The 18,350-nt window shown below is 43.6% G+C and carries 20 protein-coding genes; 11 read left to right on the top strand and 9 right to left on the bottom strand.

What is annotated here, in order from left to right; translation table 11 throughout:
- Positions 1–12: 12 nt before the first annotated feature.
- Complete coding sequence (locus CVU71_14765) at positions 13–1,107, bottom strand: sulfate ABC transporter substrate-binding protein (GenBank protein ID PKN17691.1); 1,095 nt, start codon at positions 1,105–1,107, stop codon at positions 13–15.
- 585 nt (positions 1,108–1,692) lie between these two features.
- Here CVU71_14765 and CVU71_14770 point away from each other — a divergent pair.
- Positions 1,693–2,142 carry a hypothetical protein gene (locus CVU71_14770; GenBank protein PKN17692.1) on the top strand — a complete coding sequence of 150 codons (450 nt, stop codon included), beginning with the start codon at positions 1,693–1,695 and terminating at the stop codon, positions 2,140–2,142.
- Positions 2,143–2,276: 134 nt separating this feature from the next.
- Here CVU71_14770 and CVU71_14775 read toward each other — a convergent pair whose 3' ends face one another.
- The 5 genes from CVU71_14775 to CVU71_14795 all read right to left on the bottom strand — a co-directional run bounded on the left by CVU71_14775 (position 2,277) and on the right by CVU71_14795 (position 7,121).
- Positions 2,277–3,314 (bottom strand): [FeFe] hydrogenase H-cluster radical SAM maturase HydE, encoded by a 1,038-nt coding sequence (locus tag CVU71_14775; GenBank protein PKN17693.1) that lies wholly within the window; start codon positions 3,312–3,314, stop codon positions 2,277–2,279.
- Positions 3,315–3,332: 18 nt separating this feature from the next.
- Entirely contained in the window at positions 3,333–4,340 is a 1,008-nt protein-coding gene (locus tag CVU71_14780) for a hypothetical protein (GenBank protein ID PKN17814.1), read from the bottom strand.
- A gap of 37 nt (positions 4,341–4,377) precedes the next feature.
- The gene (gene bioB, locus CVU71_14785; GenBank protein PKN17694.1) at positions 4,378–5,358 is read right to left on the bottom strand and encodes a biotin synthase BioB; all 981 of its coding nucleotides are present in this window, start codon (positions 5,356–5,358) and stop codon (positions 4,378–4,380) included.
- A gap of 1,128 nt (positions 5,359–6,486) precedes the next feature.
- Positions 6,487–6,864: a hypothetical protein gene (locus CVU71_14790; protein ID PKN17695.1), complete on the bottom strand. Its 378-nt coding sequence runs from the start codon at positions 6,862–6,864 to the stop codon at positions 6,487–6,489.
- Positions 6,864–7,121, bottom strand: a complete 258-nt coding sequence (locus CVU71_14795; protein ID PKN17696.1) for a hypothetical protein — start codon at positions 7,119–7,121, stop codon at positions 6,864–6,866. The genes CVU71_14790 and CVU71_14795 overlap by 1 nt, the downstream gene beginning before the upstream one ends.
- Before the next feature lie 223 nt (positions 7,122–7,344).
- On the opposite strand from CVU71_14795, the gene CVU71_14800 reads away from it, so the two are divergent.
- Genes CVU71_14800 through CVU71_14810 form a run of 3 tightly spaced genes read left to right on the top strand, consistent with a single transcriptional unit; the run spans position 7,345 to position 9,267 of the window.
- Positions 7,345–7,644 (top strand): plasmid maintenance system killer protein, encoded by a 300-nt coding sequence (locus CVU71_14800; protein PKN17815.1) that lies wholly within the window; start codon positions 7,345–7,347, stop codon positions 7,642–7,644.
- Positions 7,645–7,655: 11 nt separating this feature from the next.
- Positions 7,656–8,783 carry an addiction module antidote protein, HigA family gene (gene higA, locus CVU71_14805; protein ID PKN17697.1) on the top strand — a complete coding sequence of 376 codons (1,128 nt, stop codon included), beginning with the start codon at positions 7,656–7,658 and terminating at the stop codon, positions 8,781–8,783.
- A gap of 19 nt (positions 8,784–8,802) precedes the next feature.
- A complete protein-coding gene (locus CVU71_14810) occupies positions 8,803–9,267 on the top strand; it encodes a hypothetical protein (protein ID PKN17698.1) in 465 nt (154 codons plus the stop codon).
- Here the strand turns inward: CVU71_14810 and CVU71_14815 are convergent.
- Positions 9,257–9,493: a histone H1 gene (locus CVU71_14815; protein ID PKN17699.1), complete on the bottom strand. Its 237-nt coding sequence runs from the start codon at positions 9,491–9,493 to the stop codon at positions 9,257–9,259. The genes CVU71_14810 and CVU71_14815 overlap by 11 nt on opposite strands.
- Before the next feature lie 317 nt (positions 9,494–9,810).
- Here CVU71_14815 and CVU71_14820 point away from each other — a divergent pair, with 317 nt between their 5' ends.
- The 7 genes from CVU71_14820 (at position 9,811) to CVU71_14850 (ending at position 15,809) form a co-directional block, all read left to right on the top strand.
- On the top strand, positions 9,811–10,188 hold the full coding sequence (locus tag CVU71_14820; protein ID PKN17700.1) for an XRE family transcriptional regulator: 378 nt from the start codon (positions 9,811–9,813) through the stop codon (positions 10,186–10,188).
- A complete protein-coding gene (locus CVU71_14825; protein ID PKN17701.1) occupies positions 10,185–10,877 on the top strand; it encodes a hypothetical protein in 693 nt (230 codons plus the stop codon). The genes CVU71_14820 and CVU71_14825 overlap by 4 nt, the downstream gene beginning before the upstream one ends.
- Before the next feature lie 65 nt (positions 10,878–10,942).
- Positions 10,943–11,113 carry a hypothetical protein gene (locus tag CVU71_14830; protein ID PKN17702.1) on the top strand — a complete coding sequence of 57 codons (171 nt, stop codon included), beginning with the start codon at positions 10,943–10,945 and terminating at the stop codon, positions 11,111–11,113.
- Positions 11,049–11,465 carry a hypothetical protein gene (locus CVU71_14835; protein PKN17703.1) on the top strand — a complete coding sequence of 139 codons (417 nt, stop codon included), beginning with the start codon at positions 11,049–11,051 and terminating at the stop codon, positions 11,463–11,465. Before CVU71_14830 ends, CVU71_14835 begins: the two co-directional genes overlap by 65 nt.
- Positions 11,440–12,648, top strand: a complete 1,209-nt coding sequence (locus CVU71_14840) for a hypothetical protein (GenBank protein PKN17704.1) — start codon at positions 11,440–11,442, stop codon at positions 12,646–12,648. The genes CVU71_14835 and CVU71_14840 overlap by 26 nt, the downstream gene beginning before the upstream one ends.
- Positions 12,645–13,073, top strand: a complete 429-nt coding sequence (locus CVU71_14845; GenBank protein ID PKN17705.1) for a hypothetical protein — start codon at positions 12,645–12,647, stop codon at positions 13,071–13,073. The genes CVU71_14840 and CVU71_14845 overlap by 4 nt, the downstream gene beginning before the upstream one ends.
- A gap of 132 nt (positions 13,074–13,205) precedes the next feature.
- A complete protein-coding gene (locus CVU71_14850) occupies positions 13,206–15,809 on the top strand; it encodes a hypothetical protein (protein PKN17706.1) in 2,604 nt (867 codons plus the stop codon).
- Between the two features lie 64 nt (positions 15,810–15,873).
- Here the strand turns inward: CVU71_14850 and CVU71_14855 are convergent, their stop codons facing one another.
- Positions 15,874–16,740 carry a DNA methyltransferase gene (locus tag CVU71_14855; protein ID PKN17707.1) on the bottom strand — a complete coding sequence of 289 codons (867 nt, stop codon included), beginning with the start codon at positions 16,738–16,740 and terminating at the stop codon, positions 15,874–15,876.
- Between the two features lie 52 nt (positions 16,741–16,792).
- Positions 16,793–18,124 carry a hypothetical protein gene (locus tag CVU71_14860; protein ID PKN17708.1) on the bottom strand — a complete coding sequence of 444 codons (1,332 nt, stop codon included), beginning with the start codon at positions 18,122–18,124 and terminating at the stop codon, positions 16,793–16,795.
- Positions 18,125–18,350 lie beyond the last annotated feature (226 nt).

Genomic DNA, 18,350 nt, shown 5'->3' on the forward strand with positions numbered 1-18,350 from the left:
TATTCCCTGCTCTTAATTCTTCGCGTATATCAGGTCGAAAACACCGCCATCGGAGAAGTGCGTCTTCTGTGCCTTCTGCCAACTGCCGAACACTTCCTCGAGAGTAAAGAGTTTCAGATTCGGAAGCCTGGAGGCTGCAGCAGCTATCTTCTTGTTGATTGGCCGGTAGTAGTGCCTGGCGGCAATCTTCTGTCCCTCGTCGCTATACAGGTATTTCAGATAGGCCTCGGCAATGGCACGTGTTCCGTGCTTCTCGACAACCTTGTCCACAATTGTTACGGGTGGTTCGGCCAGAATACTGACCGAGGGCGTGATGATCTCGAATTTATCCGGCCCCAGTTCATTGATGGCCAGAAAAGCTTCATTTTCCCAGGCAAGCAGTACATCGCCAATACCGCGCTGGACGAAGGTAGTCGTCGAACCACGGGCGCCGGAATCCAGGACCGGTACATTTTTAAAGAGTTTTTTGACAAATGCCTGGGCAGTGGCATCATTCCCACCCTTTTGCCGCAGGGCGTATCCCCAGGCAGCCAGGTAATTCCAGCGCGCGCCGCCGGAGGTCTTGGGGTTCGGAGTAATGACGGAGATGCCCGGTTTGATCAGGTCATTCCAATCGTGAATATTTTTCGGATTACCCTTGCGGACTAAAAATACAATTGTGGATGTATAAGGGGCGCTGTTATGGGGCAGTCTCTTCTGCCAGCCGGTTTTGATCAGGCCTTTCCCCTGAACCTCGTCGATATCATAGGCCAAAGCCAGGGTAACAACATCCGCCTCCAGGCCGTCGATGACAGAACGCGCCTGTTTACCGGACCCGCCGTGAGATTGCTTAATCGTCACCTGTTGCCCCGTCTTCTTCTGCCAGTCTTTAATGAACGCCTGGTTGAATTCCTGGTAAAGTTCACGCGTCGGATCGTATGAGACGTTGAGCAGGGTCACGGCCTCCGCAGCGGTAGCGGCTAACGACCAAGTCAGGATAATTGCAAAGAAAGCGATAAAAAATGCAAAAACCCGGCTGCCTGCAGTTAAGTAACTTCCAGCCTTATGACTGCTTCGATGAATGCTCAATTGCTGAGCACTATTTATATTGAACTTCTTGGTTATCATTTTATTTCTCCTTATATATTTCAGTTAACAAAAAACCCACTTCACGGTTTGTTCCTTTTTGCCGGTCAGCGGGTTCGTCAGTTCTTATTGATTTTGGTTTGCAATCACATCGACGAACATCCTTTTTCCCGACAACAACATATGCCCATAAGACACATGCCGGCGCATATAAGATATCTGCGCATGTAACCGGAAACATTGTTTTGTAATCTTTTTATCATTCTTTGTTTTTATTCTCCATTAAATCTATTGAAATACTAGATAATAGAAAAAAGGCGATCTGTCAAGAACTATTTTTAGTCTTCATCAAAGTATCGATATGGTTTTTAAATAATAATCAATAAATTCGTAATAATAAGATTATGCATACTTTTATTGAAGCACAGTAACTTCCATAATGGATAATTCTCTACTTTTTTAGTAGAGTAATGACCTCAAGAAGCCTGCCTGACGGAAAGAAACAATTAGTGAAAATAGATTGATTTTATAGGTAATTTTTTCTATTCACTTTGTGAAATAAAGGCCCCGCGTGTAATTTTGAAGATAACAAATTTATTACAATATCTTAGAAATGAACGGATATCCATGAGCCCCAGCAGATTGTTTAAAAAGAAGACACAAAAACAAAACACGTCTAAAACAGATCAAGGAGCGGTGGAATCACCAAAGATTAATAACGCGCTCAGCATTCAGGTCGCCACGGCGACAAGATGTATACAGTTGAATTTAGAATTAGTTAATTTTCTTGCAACATGCGAAGGCATAAATAAAGAACAACTTGCGGCCATAAGAGAGATCTTAAATCAATCTGCTCTGCCGGCATCTTATACTCAAAATATGCGGAAAATAACGGATACGGTCGAACGCAGTTTAGATGCCTTATCGCCCCTCCAGTTGGATGAATGGCGCAGCAATACAGCTAGTGACTTGTCAAAAGAGATGCTGATCTATCTGAAATTCGTAAATAAAATTGATCCACAACGTGCCGCGGAAATAGAAAAGACAGTCCAGTCGAAACTGATAAAAACATCATAGCTCTCGTTGACCCACGGGCATAATGCCCTCCGCTTTGCGGGATAAGTTAAGCAAACCAATTCCCTCGCGCTTCGCTTGTGGAATTAGAGTTTCACTAAGAATATGAACTTCAATCACACGCAACGTGATGCTGGCTAACGCGTATCGCGTTTCAGCCGTCCACCCTGCCCGCTGCCCACGGTTCGTCCGATATTCAGGATTCGCATAGAAAGACACGATGCGCAGGCTTCAGACGTTTCGTTGATGCAGGCCTTGTTGGGATAGATTTCATACATCACCCGGTACTGCGGCGGTGTCAGGTTGGGCATCACGATGTTGGCGCCGCGCATCAGGCCCAGTTCGCGGCCATCGGCTTTGTTGAGACTGGCCAGAGCCGTTGTGCTGGGGATGTTTGCCTCCGGGCAAACCAGGCGAGTCAGCGCAATAACTTTGTAGGTCATTTGTTCGGTATTCGGCACTTGATTGGCTGAAGCTTCCGGCAAACACTGCCCCAGCGGCGTTTCCGGATGAGGAATGAATGGGCCAACCCCGATCATGTCCAGATCCAATTCACGAAACGCCAGGATGTCGCATGCCAAATCTTCATAGGTCTGGCCGGGAATACCGATCATAATGCCGCTGCCCACTTCATAACCCAGCTTTTTTAGATTCGAAAGAATGGCAAACCTGTCCGACGGATGCTCTCCCAGAGGCGGATGAATCCGGTCATAAAGGTCCCTGTTGGAGGTTTCAAAACGGATGAGATAGCGGTTGGCACCGGCCTCGCGCCAGGCAATCAGGTCTTCATCCGGCCGTTCACCAAGGCTCAAGGTCACTGCCAGGGACGTTTCAAATTTGATCCGGCGGATAATATTGGCCATCCATTCCCGTGTAATGCCATAGTCCTCTCCCGCCTGCATAACGACGGTTCCATAACCGAAGTCGACAGCCTTGTGCACGTATTCCATAATTTCTTCTTCGGTCATGCGATAGCGCTCAATCTGGCTGTTGTCGGCGCTGATGCCGCAGTATCCGCAACGCCTGACGCAGATATTGGAAATTTCGATCAGGCCGCGCAGATGAACCTGATCGCCCACGTTGGCGATACGCGTATCGTTGGCCTTGCTCCAAAGCGTTTCCAGTTTCCGTTCATCTTCTTCGCGAAGCCAGGTAATTATTTCTTCTTCAATCATGATGATGAAATCCTGTTTTCAACCCAGACGCTGTCTGTCCCAAGTCTCCCGAAGCTGCCTTTGTGCTTTGAATATCGTTAACGTGCTATCGGAGCGCACCTTCTTCATGATGTGATACGATGGTATTGTATCCTGACTGTGAGAGGCGATCATCGCACCGATCGTTTTTTCTCTTTCTTCATCCAGACGGCCCACGGCCAGAATTGTCGGTCCGCGGAAATTGTCCGGTTCAAAAATACTCTGTCCATCTTTGGCGAGCGAAAGAAGACGCTCATTTTCTTCCTGGTTGCGCCCCAGGATAATCTTGAGATCAGGACACAGCCGGTAGTGACGGCCCAATGTTAACAGAACCAGATCACTGTGGTTGTAATCGGGTGTATGATCGAAAAGATCGCGCAGACGCGCGGCAATGACTTTGTCTGTAAGCAGGCATCCGCCTGCGGGACAGGGATAGTCTTTGACTCCCAGGTCTTCCGCCAGCGCGAATTGTTCCTTGCGGCCCCGCCCGGAAATATTGAGTAGTTTATCCCGATCCACAATCCCTTCGCGTTCCGGCAGCGTCGGTGCGAAATGCTGTGCCGAAAGAGGCCGGAGTATGAGGTCCTGCAAACCGCTTTCCTTCTCGATCAAACGAATCGTATGCCGCTGCTGAGACATCGGACGTTGCCCGAGGACTTCTCCCGTGATCACAAAAGATGCGCCCATCTCTGGCATCATCTCTTTGACCTTCCGCAGCATATAGATGCGGCAATCAATGCAGGCATTGATGGCGCTGCCATGGCCATGCGGCGGATTTTCCACCATCTTGATATAGTCCATTCCCTTGTGGATGACGTGAATGGGAACACCAAATTCTTCGGCAACCTGGCGCGCGTGCATTTTGCAGCCCGCCGTCTTGGGCGAACAGTTGCAAAAGACGCTGGTAAAATGAATGGCCGTGATATCGATGCCCTGATCAATCATCAGTTTTACGGCTAATGTGCTGTCTAACCCCCCGGAGAGCAGGGCTACAGCCTTTTTATTGATGTTCATATCAATCTATTACCTCTAATATTCTTGCTATTTATGCCGCCGTCCAGTCCGTCACATGAAATCCGGCCTGGGCAATCATCTCCATATCCTCTTCGTATCCCTGACCGGGCGTGGTGAGATAGCCTTTGGTGAAAATGGAGTTTGCCGCATAGAGAGACAAGGCCTGCATCGAGCCGAGACAGGCTTCCCGTCCGCCGGCTACGCGAATCTCCTTATCCGGATGGACAAAACGAAACATGGCAAGCGTTCGCAGACAATCTGCAGGAGTTAGTCTGGCCAAGTTTTCCAACGCAGTTCCCGGACGTGGATCGAGGAAATTCAGTGGAATGGAATCCACCTCAACTTCACGCAGGGCGAAGGCCATCTCCACACGATCTGCAAGTGTTTCTCCCATACCGATCAGGCCGCCACTGCATAGTTCCATTCCGGATGCCTTGACAATTTCTGCCGTTCTCTTACGGTCGGCAAAGCTGTGTGTTGTACAGATGGAAGGATAAAATCTTTCCGACGATTCCAGATTATGATTGAAGCGATCTACCCCGGCATTTTTCAACTTCAGCGACTGGCCGACTGTTAAGATGCCCAGTGACGCGCAAATCTGAATCGGAACTTCCTTTTTTATCTGACGAGCCGCCGCGCAGATAATTTCCAGATCTTCGGGGTCGGGCGCCCGGCCGCTCGTTACGATGCAGTAACGCATCGCCTTCATGCGATGGGCATCACGAGCACCTTCAACCAGCTCTTCCACTTTTTGCAACGCATATTGCGGCGAATCCGTATTGGCGCCTCCCGCTTGACTGCAAAAAGCGCAATCCTCAGTGCACAAACCGCTTTTGGCATTCTTGATGATATGAATGGTGACGTTGCGCCCAAAGTAATGCCGGCGAATAAGGAAGGCCGCTGCAAGAACACCAAGCAAATCGTCATCGGCGGACATCAGTAGATCAAGAGCTTCATCCTTTGATGATAGATCTCCATGTAAAATCCTTTGCGCACGTTGGAACCAAAACATTAGTCTTCTGCCCCGTTAAGGTGATTTTATTTAGATATATTTTCCCATAGGAAAATCTGGATGAGACAATAAGTTTGTCCTTCCACCTCTTTCGCCCACCGTCCATTTCTTACGGCATAAGATTATCACCGACTATTATACAACTGAACTAACATTACTTTAATTACTATCTTATTGGTAGTGATTAAATGGCAAGTTAAATTTTGTCAAGAATATTTTTACATCCGGGATGCAGTAAAATGATCATAGTAACACCTCAAGTCACGCAACATCCAGGCCAATCCTGGAATCTGATTATCATCGACGCAGCAAACTCAATCCATTGAACACGAACAACAAACTTACGCTCATGTCTGCAAAGACCGCCATCCACATCGTTGCCTGCCTGGTCAAAGCCAGAGCCAGAAACACTGCCGTGATGCAGAGTGCAAGCACAATGTTTTGTGGGTAGTGACTCATTTTGAATTAAAAAAAATTTTAATTACACTTTTGTTAAAAATGCGCTATTCGCTGTTGTAATATTAGGAATAATATAGTTTGAAAAATAATGACTAACACCAAACCTGTAAGGTTTGTGGTAGAAGAGATAAGTTTAATTTTTTTGTTCCAGATAACATATGGGAGGCTATTATACCTCCCATATTTAGAACAAGAGTAGTATGTTTATCGTGTTTTGATGATTTCGCATTTAAAAATAATATTGATTATTCGGAGTATTTAGAGGTTCCTTGTTTTACGGGAGATAGAGCGTCGTTTGAGTTTGAAGTGAAGTCGAGATCTAATATGGTGGATTAACTACAATTCCCAGCAGCTTTTTTTGCTTTGCATTCATTGCACAATTCACCAGTAGTTGGCTTTGAGGATTGTTCAATATAATCACTCTTGGGCCAGTTACTGCAATTTGAACAAAAATGCCACGTATCATTTCCTTTTCTTTTTCTATACGTGCTTGCCATAGTGGTTTTCCCCTCCTTTCTTGGATTTGTGGCGAATATTAGCACAATAGAACCGATAATCAATCAAAATAATTACATAAGATTAATAACTTCCTCCAGAGACCACGCATGATCTGCGATCCCTGCTTCCATTGCTGGTGTTACTCTTAAAGTCTTATGAATCCGACAAAAGTTATAATACATATAGTGCAGGGACAAATGATAAATGGTTTTCTACTTTCTTACTGAATCCATTTGTTAATCTGGAGAACCTTCTCATGCACATCCGCATGGTTAAGTTTTGCCGTTCAACATAGCTGGTAGAAACATTTTTCGGATCAGGATTTCCGCTAATTCTCTTTTTATCAGAACCCGTGCATCTAGCAGGGCTGTAAAGTGTTTCTTCTTGGCTTGATTCATATGACTTAACTAGCATTGCATAATCAATATCGTCATCGAAAGCATTATCAACAGCCTGTAAATATGCATGATGCCCGTCGGTCGTAAGCTGAACACGATTTATAAAGGCGTTCAGCAAGATCATCCATGAAAATCTTTGCGCTTTTCGCATCACGATTGCCCACCATGAAAGTAGGGACAAGCTTTTATCCGCGTCAATCGCAACCCATGTCCAAACGTCACCATAACCAAAGGTGTCTTTCTTGTCTTGAGGAACATTTTTAGCTTTGGCGTAACAGAATGTCCAAATCTCATCACACTTAATTGTTTTACACTTGAGATTGCGAAATACTTTATCCTGGTATTAGCGTAAGCCTCGCCTATTTCAGGTATGAATTTAAGCACGGTATTGAACGCAACATCACACATACGCGCTGTGCGCGAAGTAAATTGCCTTCTATAAGGCAGCTTAACATCTGTGTTCTTTTTGCTGTGTTTAGTTTATTCATCACCATTCTCCTCATGTTCGTTCTTGATGATTAACATGCATGAACAGGTCAAGCATGTTAATCATAAATTTAATAATTCTTAAATTTATATATTTTATATTGACAAGTGTATATTTAATTGCTATTACTATCTCCCAATGGGACTGGAAATAGTATTTAAAGATAAAAACCTCGATAGATTAGAAATTGATGCTGGTTTCAATGCCGGGCATCCACCTAATATTGTTAAGGCGTACAGAAGGCGGATGCAACAAATAAGGGCTGCGAAAGATGAAAGAGATTTTTATAATATAAAATCCTTAGGATATGAAAAATTGAAAGGAAATAGAAAGCACCAACATTCTATGAAATTAAATGATCAATGGCGTTTGATTTTAGAGTATGTGGAAAATGGAAACAGTAAAAGAATTTTAATAGTTAGTATTGAGGATTATCATCGTTAAGGAGAATTGCCATGGCAGAAAGAAGAGCCGCTGAAGTTTTTCCGCCGGGAGAATTTATAAAGGAAGAATTAGAAACGCGCAATTGGAATCAGACTGAATTGGCTGAAATTATTGGACGCCTCCCCAGTGTGATTAATGAGTTGATTTCTGGGAAGAGAGCTATCAGCCCAGAAATAGCAAAAGCATTAGGTGAAGCGTTTGGAACTAGCGCAGATTATTGGTTAAATTTGGAAAGCATGTATCAGCTTTGGCATGTTGCGGATACTGGTAATGTTATTTCACGTAGAGCAAGACTTTATAAAATAGCACCAATCAAGGAAATGGTCAAAAGACATTGGATTGAACCATCTGAAAATATTGATGTTCTTGAAAATACAGTAAAAGGTTTTTTCAAAATAGATGATTTAGATAATCCAATTCAGTTGCCATATGCCGCGCGTTGCAGCAGACAAGAAATACCGTCCGCTTCGCTCAACGCATGGTTAGTTAGGGCCAAGCAATTAGCCATTTGTGTAGATGCAAAACCATTTTCTGTTAAGTCATTTAGTAATTGTTTAGCACAATTAAAGAAATTAATGCCTAGTTTACAAGAAGTAAGACATGTCCCTAGAATTTTAGCAGAAAATGGCATTCGTTTCTTAGTATTGGAACACTTGCCGCAGACCAGCGTTGATGGCGTCACTTTCTGGCTTGATAATAAAAGCCCTGTGATTGTTCTTTCCTTGAGATCTGATAGGATTGATAATTTTTGGTACACATTGGCACATGAATTAGGACATGTAAAACGAAAGGATGGATTAACGGATGTAATTATAGACACCAACCTTGTCGGTAATGAATACTATCTTAATGACATACAATCAGAAGCAGAGCAGCAGGCGAATTTATTTGCAGCAGATTTTTTAATTAACCAATCAGATTTGAATAATTTTATTGCAAGAGTTCGCCCTCTTTATGGAACTACTAAGATAATTGGATTTGCGCAAAGAATTGGTGTTCACCCTGCCATTGTTATTGGACAACTCCAATTTAAGGGAGAAATACCCTGGTCATCGTTTCGGAAAATGTTAGATAAAATGAGACATGTTTTAATCCCATCGGCCTTAACTGATGGATGGGGGCAAACTGTTACACTATGAGAAAACAAGGAGAAATAGAATGGCTACTTTAGCGAAGCAATTACAAAAGATTGTTGATGCGTATATTGATGATGGTCAGAATTGGCCAGCCACAACTCGACAAATTGCAGCTTGGGCGGTTTTAAAAAAACTATGGCAGCCACAATCGTCTGCCATTATAGATCAGTGTGCTGATCAGTTAGCACGAGCCATGCGAGAGGAACATATTATTGATCCGCAAGGCAGGACAGTGCGGGCTAAACATGTAGCAAGAATAAGCAAAAATGGTGAACAGACAGCATTATGGGCAGACATCAGAACTGCAAAAGCAGAACATATGGAAATTGCCTTTCAACAAAGAAGGCAGCAAGTAGTAGGTGATTGTAGACAGTTAAAAACTGATGTGGATAGCTTTAATGAAAATAGAAAGCCCGAAAAACCCATACAGATAATTTTTGACTTCACCTACGACATTGAAGAATTACAAGCAGGCTCTAACTTTTAGACCATCTTGCAGCGGCGGCATTTTCAGCAATCTCTTTCCTCCGCTCAGGGGTTAGTTTATCTTTCCTTGCTTTCCCGCCTTTTAATCCGCCCTTGCGCCCGATTTCTGCTAGGTACTTAGAAATCTCTGACCGCTCTGGCTGTTCTTCCGATTCTTCGGTAGAAATCCGCACGATTTCAAAAGCTCTTTTGTTTGCGTCTTTGGGTAAGTTTTTTATTTTCTTCATGGCATCAGCATATTAAATATGCATGAGCCGGTCAAGTGTTGAAAAAATCAAACTGAGTCACTACCGTTTTGTGTCAGAACCCGAGCGGTGGTCATAGATAAGCGCACCAAAGCAAGAATTTTTCGCAGGTCGTCGTACCGTCCGCTGTATCGATAGCGGTGTCTGTATCAGCAGCCATGGCACTCATCAACCGGCAGAGAACGGAACAAGTCCCGTCTCGGATCAACCCAAAGCGGATTTACCGTCTTGTGAAAATACACAGGCTCCCTCTCTATCTTGTTTAGTGTTTAGTTATTGGTTGACACGCAAAATAGAATATGTTACAAACACGAACAAGGAGAGAATTTATGAGTGAAACACTTGGAGACCGTTTAAAACGTATGAGGTCTTCGCGGGGGCTCGGTTTACGTGAGACAGCCATCAAAGTTGGTATGTCAGCAACATACCTTTCGCGTGTGGAAAACAACCAAGAAACCAGTCCCCCAAGCGAAGAGAAAATTCGGAATCTTGCAGACGTGCTCAAAGGCAATTTTGATGAGTTGATGCAACTTGCGGGTCGAATATCCTTTGAGGTCACGGAACTAATCAAGGCCGATTCAAATATGCCAGCATTTCTCAGGCGATCCAGGGAAAAAAACTTAACCGCCGAGGAATTGATGAAACTACTTGAAAAACAGGATACTGAGGATAAATGAGCATAAAAGTTCCCTACAGAAAAATATCTGAGATAGAGACAATGTCACGCGAACTTTTGCATAAGTATGAGGTGTGGAAGAAACACCCATTGGCGCCTCCAATCAATGTAGATGAAATAGTGGAAGGCTACTTCCATATCTCCCTCGAATTCGGGGATTTAAAGCAACATCTTTCGATTCCAGATGTCTTAGGGGCTACCTGGTTCGATGAGCAAGTGATACGAATAGACTCTTCACTAGAAACTAAAGAAGGTCGTTTATCTTTCACAATGGCCCACGAGATCGGACATTGGTGGATGCACCGCCCAATCTATGAAATGGGAAAAGTAACATTCCCACTATTTGCTTACGGACAGGCACCACCATCTGCTGCTGTTGTATGCCGTATTTCAGGGAAGAAAGAACCGGCAGAGTGGCAGGCGGATCAATTCGCGGCTATGCTTTTGATGCCCGCATCATTATTACGGGCGTCGATATCTTCTATTAATGGTTACGAACAAATAAAAATTGAAGGACTTGCAAAACATCTCGGAAATCTTGCTGACAATCCGGACCTTCGTAAAGCAGCCAAGTGTATCATCGAAACCAGTTTCAGTAATGTATCAATAGAGGCGATGTGTTATCGGCTCATCGATCTTAAGCTTGTTGTGGATTCGACCCCATCACAGACAGTTTTGTTGAATTGCTAAGAAGTGTTTTTTTGTCAATGCTGTTTAGTGTTTAGGGAACAAATAATTAGAAAGGAGGTGATAACATGGCAAAAAACCCACCTGTAGGAGATGGGCACCGGCACGGCGCAGTTAAGGAACGAAGCCAAACCTACAATCCGAACATAGACCGTTGGACCAAGCGTGGACCAGATGGTAAGTTCATGGATCAGAAGGTTGACGGCGATCCTTTTAAGGGTGTGCGTAAAGAAAAGTGAAAAAGAAAATGGAGGTATGTCTTCAAAAACATGCCTCCGATTTTTTACCCTAAACAACAAATTAGAAAAAGGAGAACAACTTATGACTAGCAACCATTCAGAACAGTCCCCCGGCCATAATAAAACTACGATGATTATTATTAACGGTCGGCAGCGTGAAGTTACCGGAAAAGAAATCACGTATTCCCAGGTTGTTCAAATGGCTTTTCCTGATGACCAGAATAGCGAGACGATAGAATATACTGTAGCCTATGCCAATCCACACGGACAAGATGGTACACTGGTTAACGGACAAACAGTTCATATCAAAGAAGGGATGGTATTCAATGTCACCAAAACCAATCGTTCTTGATCCGGATCTTGAACGCCTCCAAAAGGAGGGTTATGAAATTGAAGTTCGGGATGGACATTTATTGGTTCATTCCGTTCCATATGTGAATGCTCAACGCAACGTCCTGCAAGGAATTATAGTAACCAATCTTAACGGAAATATAGGTAAACTGGGACCGCCTAGCGATCATCAGGTTTGGTTCGCTGGCGAATACCCATGCCATCACACAGGAGCTCCCATTGATGGTATTCGCTGTTCCTCGGGCTCGTTTAAGTTCTGGGATGGGTTCGAGGCACAGCACCATTTTTCATGTAAACCTGAAGGGGGCAGCAATTATCCAGATTATTACTCAAAAGTTAAGAGCTACATATCCATTATTTCGAATGAAGCCAAAGTAATTGATCCGAGTACTACTCCTCTCACATTTAAAATCATCGTATCGGCTGAACAAGATACCATCTTTCGTTATTGGGATTCAGCATCAAGCAGAGCCAACATTGTTGCTGTCTCTGAAAAACTCCTCATGAACAAGGTAGCTATAATTGGCCTTGGAGGCACCGGTTCCTATGTCCTTGATCTTGCCGCAAAGACACCAATTCGAGAAATCCATTTATTTGATGGCGATATCTTTCATCAGCACAATGCATTCAGGTCACCCGGTGCCCCTTCTATAACCACTCTTCAGGCGAAGCCCGCCAAAGTAGATTACTTTGCAAGCGTCTACAATGAAATGCGAACCGGCATCGTTCCGCATTGTTGCTATCTTACTGAAGACAATATTGTCGAGCTTACCGGATTCGATTTTGTTTTTATGTGTGTGGATAAAGGCGCAGTAAGAAGACTGCTGAGTGACTTTTTGCACAACCAAAATATTCCGTTTATTGATGTCGGCATGGAACTCATTATGATACAAGAAGACAATTGTATTTTGGGTACATGCCGCGCCACCTTGAGCACTCCAGAGAGAAATGATCATTTTGAAAGACGTGCACCGATGGGTAACGAAAGCGGTAATGATCTTTACAAAAGCAATATTCAGGTTGCAGACATGAATGCCTTGAATGCAACACTTGCTGTTATAAAGTGGAAACAGTATTATGGCTTTTATCAGGACGTTTACAAATTTCACCATACAACCTACTCTGTAAATGCACATTCCCTGACACGGGACGAGATAACAGGAATGAGTGATACAACCCCATGAAACGATCATCAATTACTCCAGTATTTGTGGATATTATTCCAGACCGGCTGGAAGAAGGATATTTATATATTTGTGAGCGCTATAAGACGGTTGCCCATAAATGCTGCTGCGGATGCGGAGAAGAGGTTATAACACCGCTATCTCCTGCAGACTGGACTATACGCGTGCTGGGAAAAACAGTTTCACTTATTCCCTCCATAGGTAACTGGAGTTTTGCGTGTAAGTCTCATTACTGGATTTCCAACAACAAGGTTTTATGGGCGAGTAAGTTATCCGCACGGCAGATTGACCAAGTCAAAGCACGAGACAAGGCGGATAAGAAAGCCTATATTGTGGCCATCAACAAACAAAAAGAAAGACAGGTGAAGCCAATTTCGTTTGTGGCAAGGGTCTGGCAAGCTTTCAAGCATTGGTGGAAATCATAAAAAATGAACTTTTTCCAAGAAACATCCTTATCTAGCTATTTACACTGAGGTTGAATGTTGCGAGATTAATACTGACAACCACCGGAAATATAAGTTCTCCATCAATTTATTTGATGGGAGGTTTTTGTGCTCATGCCAAAAACACAAAAGGAGATAAGCATGAAAAAGACTTTTATGATCGTCATCCTATTGGTTATTTCCATATTATCAATTTATTCCGCACAGCCTGATCTAATCTATGCCCATGGCAAGGCATCATCCACTGAAGAAGGCATATATCCCACTGGACCGACATGCTCAAAATTATCCACTGCCAAGTGGGAGGATATCAGTCTTTATGATCTGACCTACGGTTGTATGCCGGCTGGATGGGATACCTTTTTTAAGACAGATGACGTACGCGAGCAGATAAGCAATATCTCCGACGCAATAACGCATCAGGTCAAACAAGGGTATAGGATAGGCCCTGCGATCGGGAACACCTTCAGGGCGTTGTACCTTGTTAAGCCAGATGAAGTAAAAGCCGTTATCATGGGACAAGACCCGGCTCCTCAACCAGGTCTGGCCACAGGCCTGGCATTTTCGACAGAACCCAATGTACCTTCATCAAAAGTAGCTTCAATACAGCGCGTCCTTCTCGAAGCGCAAAACGAAGGTTTCTGCATAAATCTCAACAACGGAGATTTGAAAAAATGGACGGATGACGGTTTATTGCTGCTGAATATGGCTCTTTCTATCCCCTGCCCTCCGGATGAACAGAGTTGCACGATCGGCGGGCATATAGCTTTATGGGGCGTCTTTACGGATCATCTGGTTAATTACATCGACAACAATGCAGGCGCCGCCGCATTCATCTTATGGGGCAGCAAATCCGGCGAGTACGGGAAAAATGTTAAAAACAAAGCTCATAAAGTCCTCAAGGGTGGTCATCCGTCCCCGAGGGTTTCAGGAGCAAATTTCTTTTGTAAGAATTATTTCAACTGCACGAACAAATGGCTGACGGCAAACGGCCGTAAACCGATCGACTGGAAATTAAAAGATACCTGCAGCAAATCAAAACCCTGTATCTGGGCCTGGCATAGCGGAACAGGAACATCAACATGCAGTAAAGAATGCTCCCTTAAGGATTGTGACGTAGCAAAAGTTCCAGAGATGGCAATACCTTTAACAGCCACGAGAGGCGGTAATGATCCGGAGGTTGTCCAATGCAAAAAACTGGAACCACCTAAACAGGGGGTATGTTCAGTCACACAAGGAAATGACTCTATCCTGATCAGTGGGAATATTCTGGCGCCGTCGAAAGTATATGCCGGCGGCGATGTCCTTATCAAAGACGGAATGATCGCCTGTGTCGGATGCGACTGTAGCAGCGGTTTAGCGGAAAAACCGACAAAGATCTCGTGTGCAAACGGTGTCGTATCTCCCGGCCTGATCAATGCCCACGACCACATCACATACAACCAGAACTTCCCGGCGGACTGGGGCAGCATACGCTATGACCACCGCAATGTCTGGCGGAAGGGCGGTGATTCCGGTCATCCAATAATACCGTCCAACAAGGGTCGGGATAATCAGTTCCCATGGTCCGAATTACGACAGGTGCTGTCAGGCACCACATCCGTTGCAGGATCGGGAGGGGCAAAGGGATTACTGCGTAACCTAGACAAGGATGAACTCCTTGAGGGCCTCAAAGCGAAGAAGGTGTTTTACAGCACATTTCCATTGGGGGACGTTGACGGCGTCATGCACACCAATGACTGCAACTATCCCAAAATTGACAGTCCTTCTGTTGTCCTTGCTGACCAGTGTTACTTGCCGCATGTGGCCGAAGGTGTCAACCAGGCTGCAAACAACGAGATACGTTGCATGAACGAAAGCAAACTTATAACGTCCGAAAGCGCATTCATACATGCAGTCGGAGCTTCAGGCAAAGATGCCTATCTTTTAAAAGAAAAAGGAACTTCCATAATCTGGTCGCCCCGATCGAACATATCTCTATACGGGAATACTGCCCTGGTAACCATGTACAAAACCCTGGGATTAAATATTGCACTCAGTACGGACTGGACTCCTTCAGGCTCCATCAATCTCTTAAGAGAACTCAAATGCGCAGACTCCTTCAACTCCGATTATTTGGCGAAAACGTTTTCCGATAAGGACCTGTGGAATATGGTCACTGCCAATCCGGCAGATGCCCTTAAGTTGTCCGATAAAATCGGGAGATTGCAGAAAGACATGGTGGCGGATATTGCCATTTACGACGGATCATCGCGATCCAATGTCTATCGAGCAATTATTGATGCCGACGTTGAACACGTGGCACTTGCTCTTAGAGGAGAAATGCCACTATATGGCGATACCAATATAATGCAGTCTATTCCGAATGGTCAGCAAGGATGTGAGCCTTTCCCCAGCGGAATAAAAGGGCGGCAAAAGACGGTCTGTATTGAGAGAGAAATCGGGATAGACTTTAATGCCCTTCAAAACAACAATAAGGACTCATACCCGTTGTTTTTCTCCGGCGTTCCGACAGGTGAACCGACGTGCGTTCCCTCCAGACCGAACGAATACACAGGCAAAAAAACGCCCGCCGACTGGGACGGTGACGGAATTCCAAACGAAAAGGACAACTGTCCGTATATTTTTAATCCAATCCGGCCAATGGACAACGGTGCACAGGCGGACTGCAACAAAGACGGTATTGGCGATGCTTGTGATCCAAAGCCGTGCAGTTGATTGCAATGGCATTTCATCCGCTTATTGCAAATATATCATTATGGAATATATTGATAAAATTTAATCACGCAGCTGATGCTCTGGAGCTGCGCGTATATGGTACCGAAGGTAGTACAAGGTTGTTATAGAACATCACTTCGCTGCCACGAATACGGCTAATGTGAGCAGAGTAAGAAATATCGTATTTTGCATAGGGCTCACCCTTATAAAGTTTTCTTATTTCTGGAACGTTATCATATGTAACGATCCATGGGTATTTTAGTACACGTATAAGAGCTGCAATATGTGCATGGTCACCGAGGGAGTAGTAATTTTTATATAGAGACTTACCTTTATTGAAATAGGGTGGATCAAAATATATTAAGGATTTTGAGGGCAATCCTGGGATAATGGTCTTGATAATCTCACTAGCATCCCAATTAAATAATTTAATGCGGTTTTTATATTTCGCTATCAGACTTATTCGGTCGAGCATATCCTTTTTGTTGAATCTTGCATCGATCTTAAAAGGTCCATTTTGGTTTTTCCCGCCAATGACTCCAGCTTGGAGGATGCCTGAACGATTCGTTCTATTGAGGAAAAAAGTGGCAAAGCCAACATCGGTTGTCGTGAATTGTTCTGGGTGAAGATGGACTTGTTTTTGTTTATACCACACTTTCATATTTACTGGAGTATCATGGATTTTTCTAGAAATTGTTTCCGTGTCATCGAGCACTGACTTCCAAAAAGCATAAATAAGAGCATCAATATCATTAATGACTACTTCCCAGGCATAACCCTCAAGTAGAAGAGTTAGCGCTACAGATGAGCCTCCGGCATAAGGTTCCACATAAGTACCATCACATAAATTGTTGTGCTGAAAGAGATGTTTTATGAAAGGCGCGAGTTTTCCTTTGCCTCCAGGATACCGCAGTGGTGAATATGAATGCATTTCGCTGGCCTCCAAACCTGATATATCAAAACAATATGATTCTGGCCAGCGTTTATTTCCAGCACGCGCATAAAAAGAAATAAATATTATCCCAAAGTGTACATACATGACGTGGTTCAGGTGTGTATGTAGAATGGTGTACCCAGGCATTAAGTGTATGTACAGAGATCAGTTCTTCGCTATTTCTCATTTTATTGAGTAGTTCAAATTGCTTCTTGTTTATTTTCCCTAATGCCTTCATTTTGCCTGCAACCTTTGTAATGCAGACATGCAATTTATCATTTGAGATATCGACTTCGTTATTATTTGCATAATGTTCAACACTTTGTTCAAGAACCAAACGAACAAGTATACCCGCAGCAATCGGTGCCTCTCTTACATCAATTTTTGATGTCAATTCCACAAGAATGTTATTGAGCTTAGTCTCTGTAGTTGGTGTAGGCAATCCAGCTTTGGGCTGTATAACTCGCTTCCGATCCCAAGAGGCTTTTGCTCTCGCAGTATACTTTGGCGCACCGGTTGTTGATGTGCCTGCGGCTTGCACTCCAGTTTTCGGTTTAATAGGATTGTTTATGGGTGTTGGTTCTTTAAATCCTCTACTCTCAAAAAAATCATTAATATATTTTGCCCGGTCTTCAGGATGATAAATATCTTTTACCATTAGTTTGTTTTCTTTCCGAGTGAAGTCAGTCACGATTTCCCTTAAAAGATTGAAAATTTCATTCTCTTTGGCAACAAACTGGAGTTCCTGTCCATTCCAATCAATCCCCAATCGCTTACTGACCTCTGTATCCTGAAAAAGGCGTTGCATATTACTTATGGATACGCTTCGCGCCTCGACGATTCCTTTCTTTTCAAGATATTCGCAAATTGCTCTAGCAAGCGGATATGTAGTTATACCGTCTACATCGGCTTGCATGTTACCCTTTTCTCTGGGGCCCCAGTCGACTTGTCCAATGCCATCTTGTGGGCCCATGTGTTCCAACTTTCTATATTCTATAATTGTGGCCTCGTCTGCTGTTAGACATTCGACTTTTTCTGGAATCATTCTTTTTGCGGCATTGCTTTTTAAATTTCGAAAAGTTTTTTGATATTGTTCTGGTGCTTCTGCAGGATTGTTGAGAAGTTTAATTGCAGTTATTCTTCTGTTACCATCTCTCACAACCCAGCGTTTTTGCCCATCCTTTGATATCACGATAGGTTTAGGAGAGAGGCCATTTTGCGCAATATGCCCAGCAATCTTAATCATTTTTGAACCAAATTCTTCAAACATTATGTTAATGCAGTCAATTTGACTATCAAGAGGTCCCAGTCGGTAGTTATTTTGATCAAGCATAATATCAGAAACATCGATGAGGCCAGTGCTAGTGAACTTTGAGCGCATTGATTATCTCCTTTGATATGATTTGGTAATGAATGCATTTTTTAAGGCTTATTTTAAGTTATGAGAATATAAGGAAATATTGTTTTTAAGTCAATATCATTCTTTCGGAATCTTAAATATCAATCTGAATACCATGGGAATTTTCATCCAAGTATTAATTGAATATTTTAAGATAGAAAATTATAAGAGGCACCGATTTATTATTTAACCTTATTGCGATTTAGCC

Source organism: Deltaproteobacteria bacterium HGW-Deltaproteobacteria-6 (assembly GCA_002840435.1).
In the GTDB taxonomy this organism is placed as follows: Bacteria; Desulfobacterota; Syntrophia; order Syntrophales; family Smithellaceae; genus UBA8904.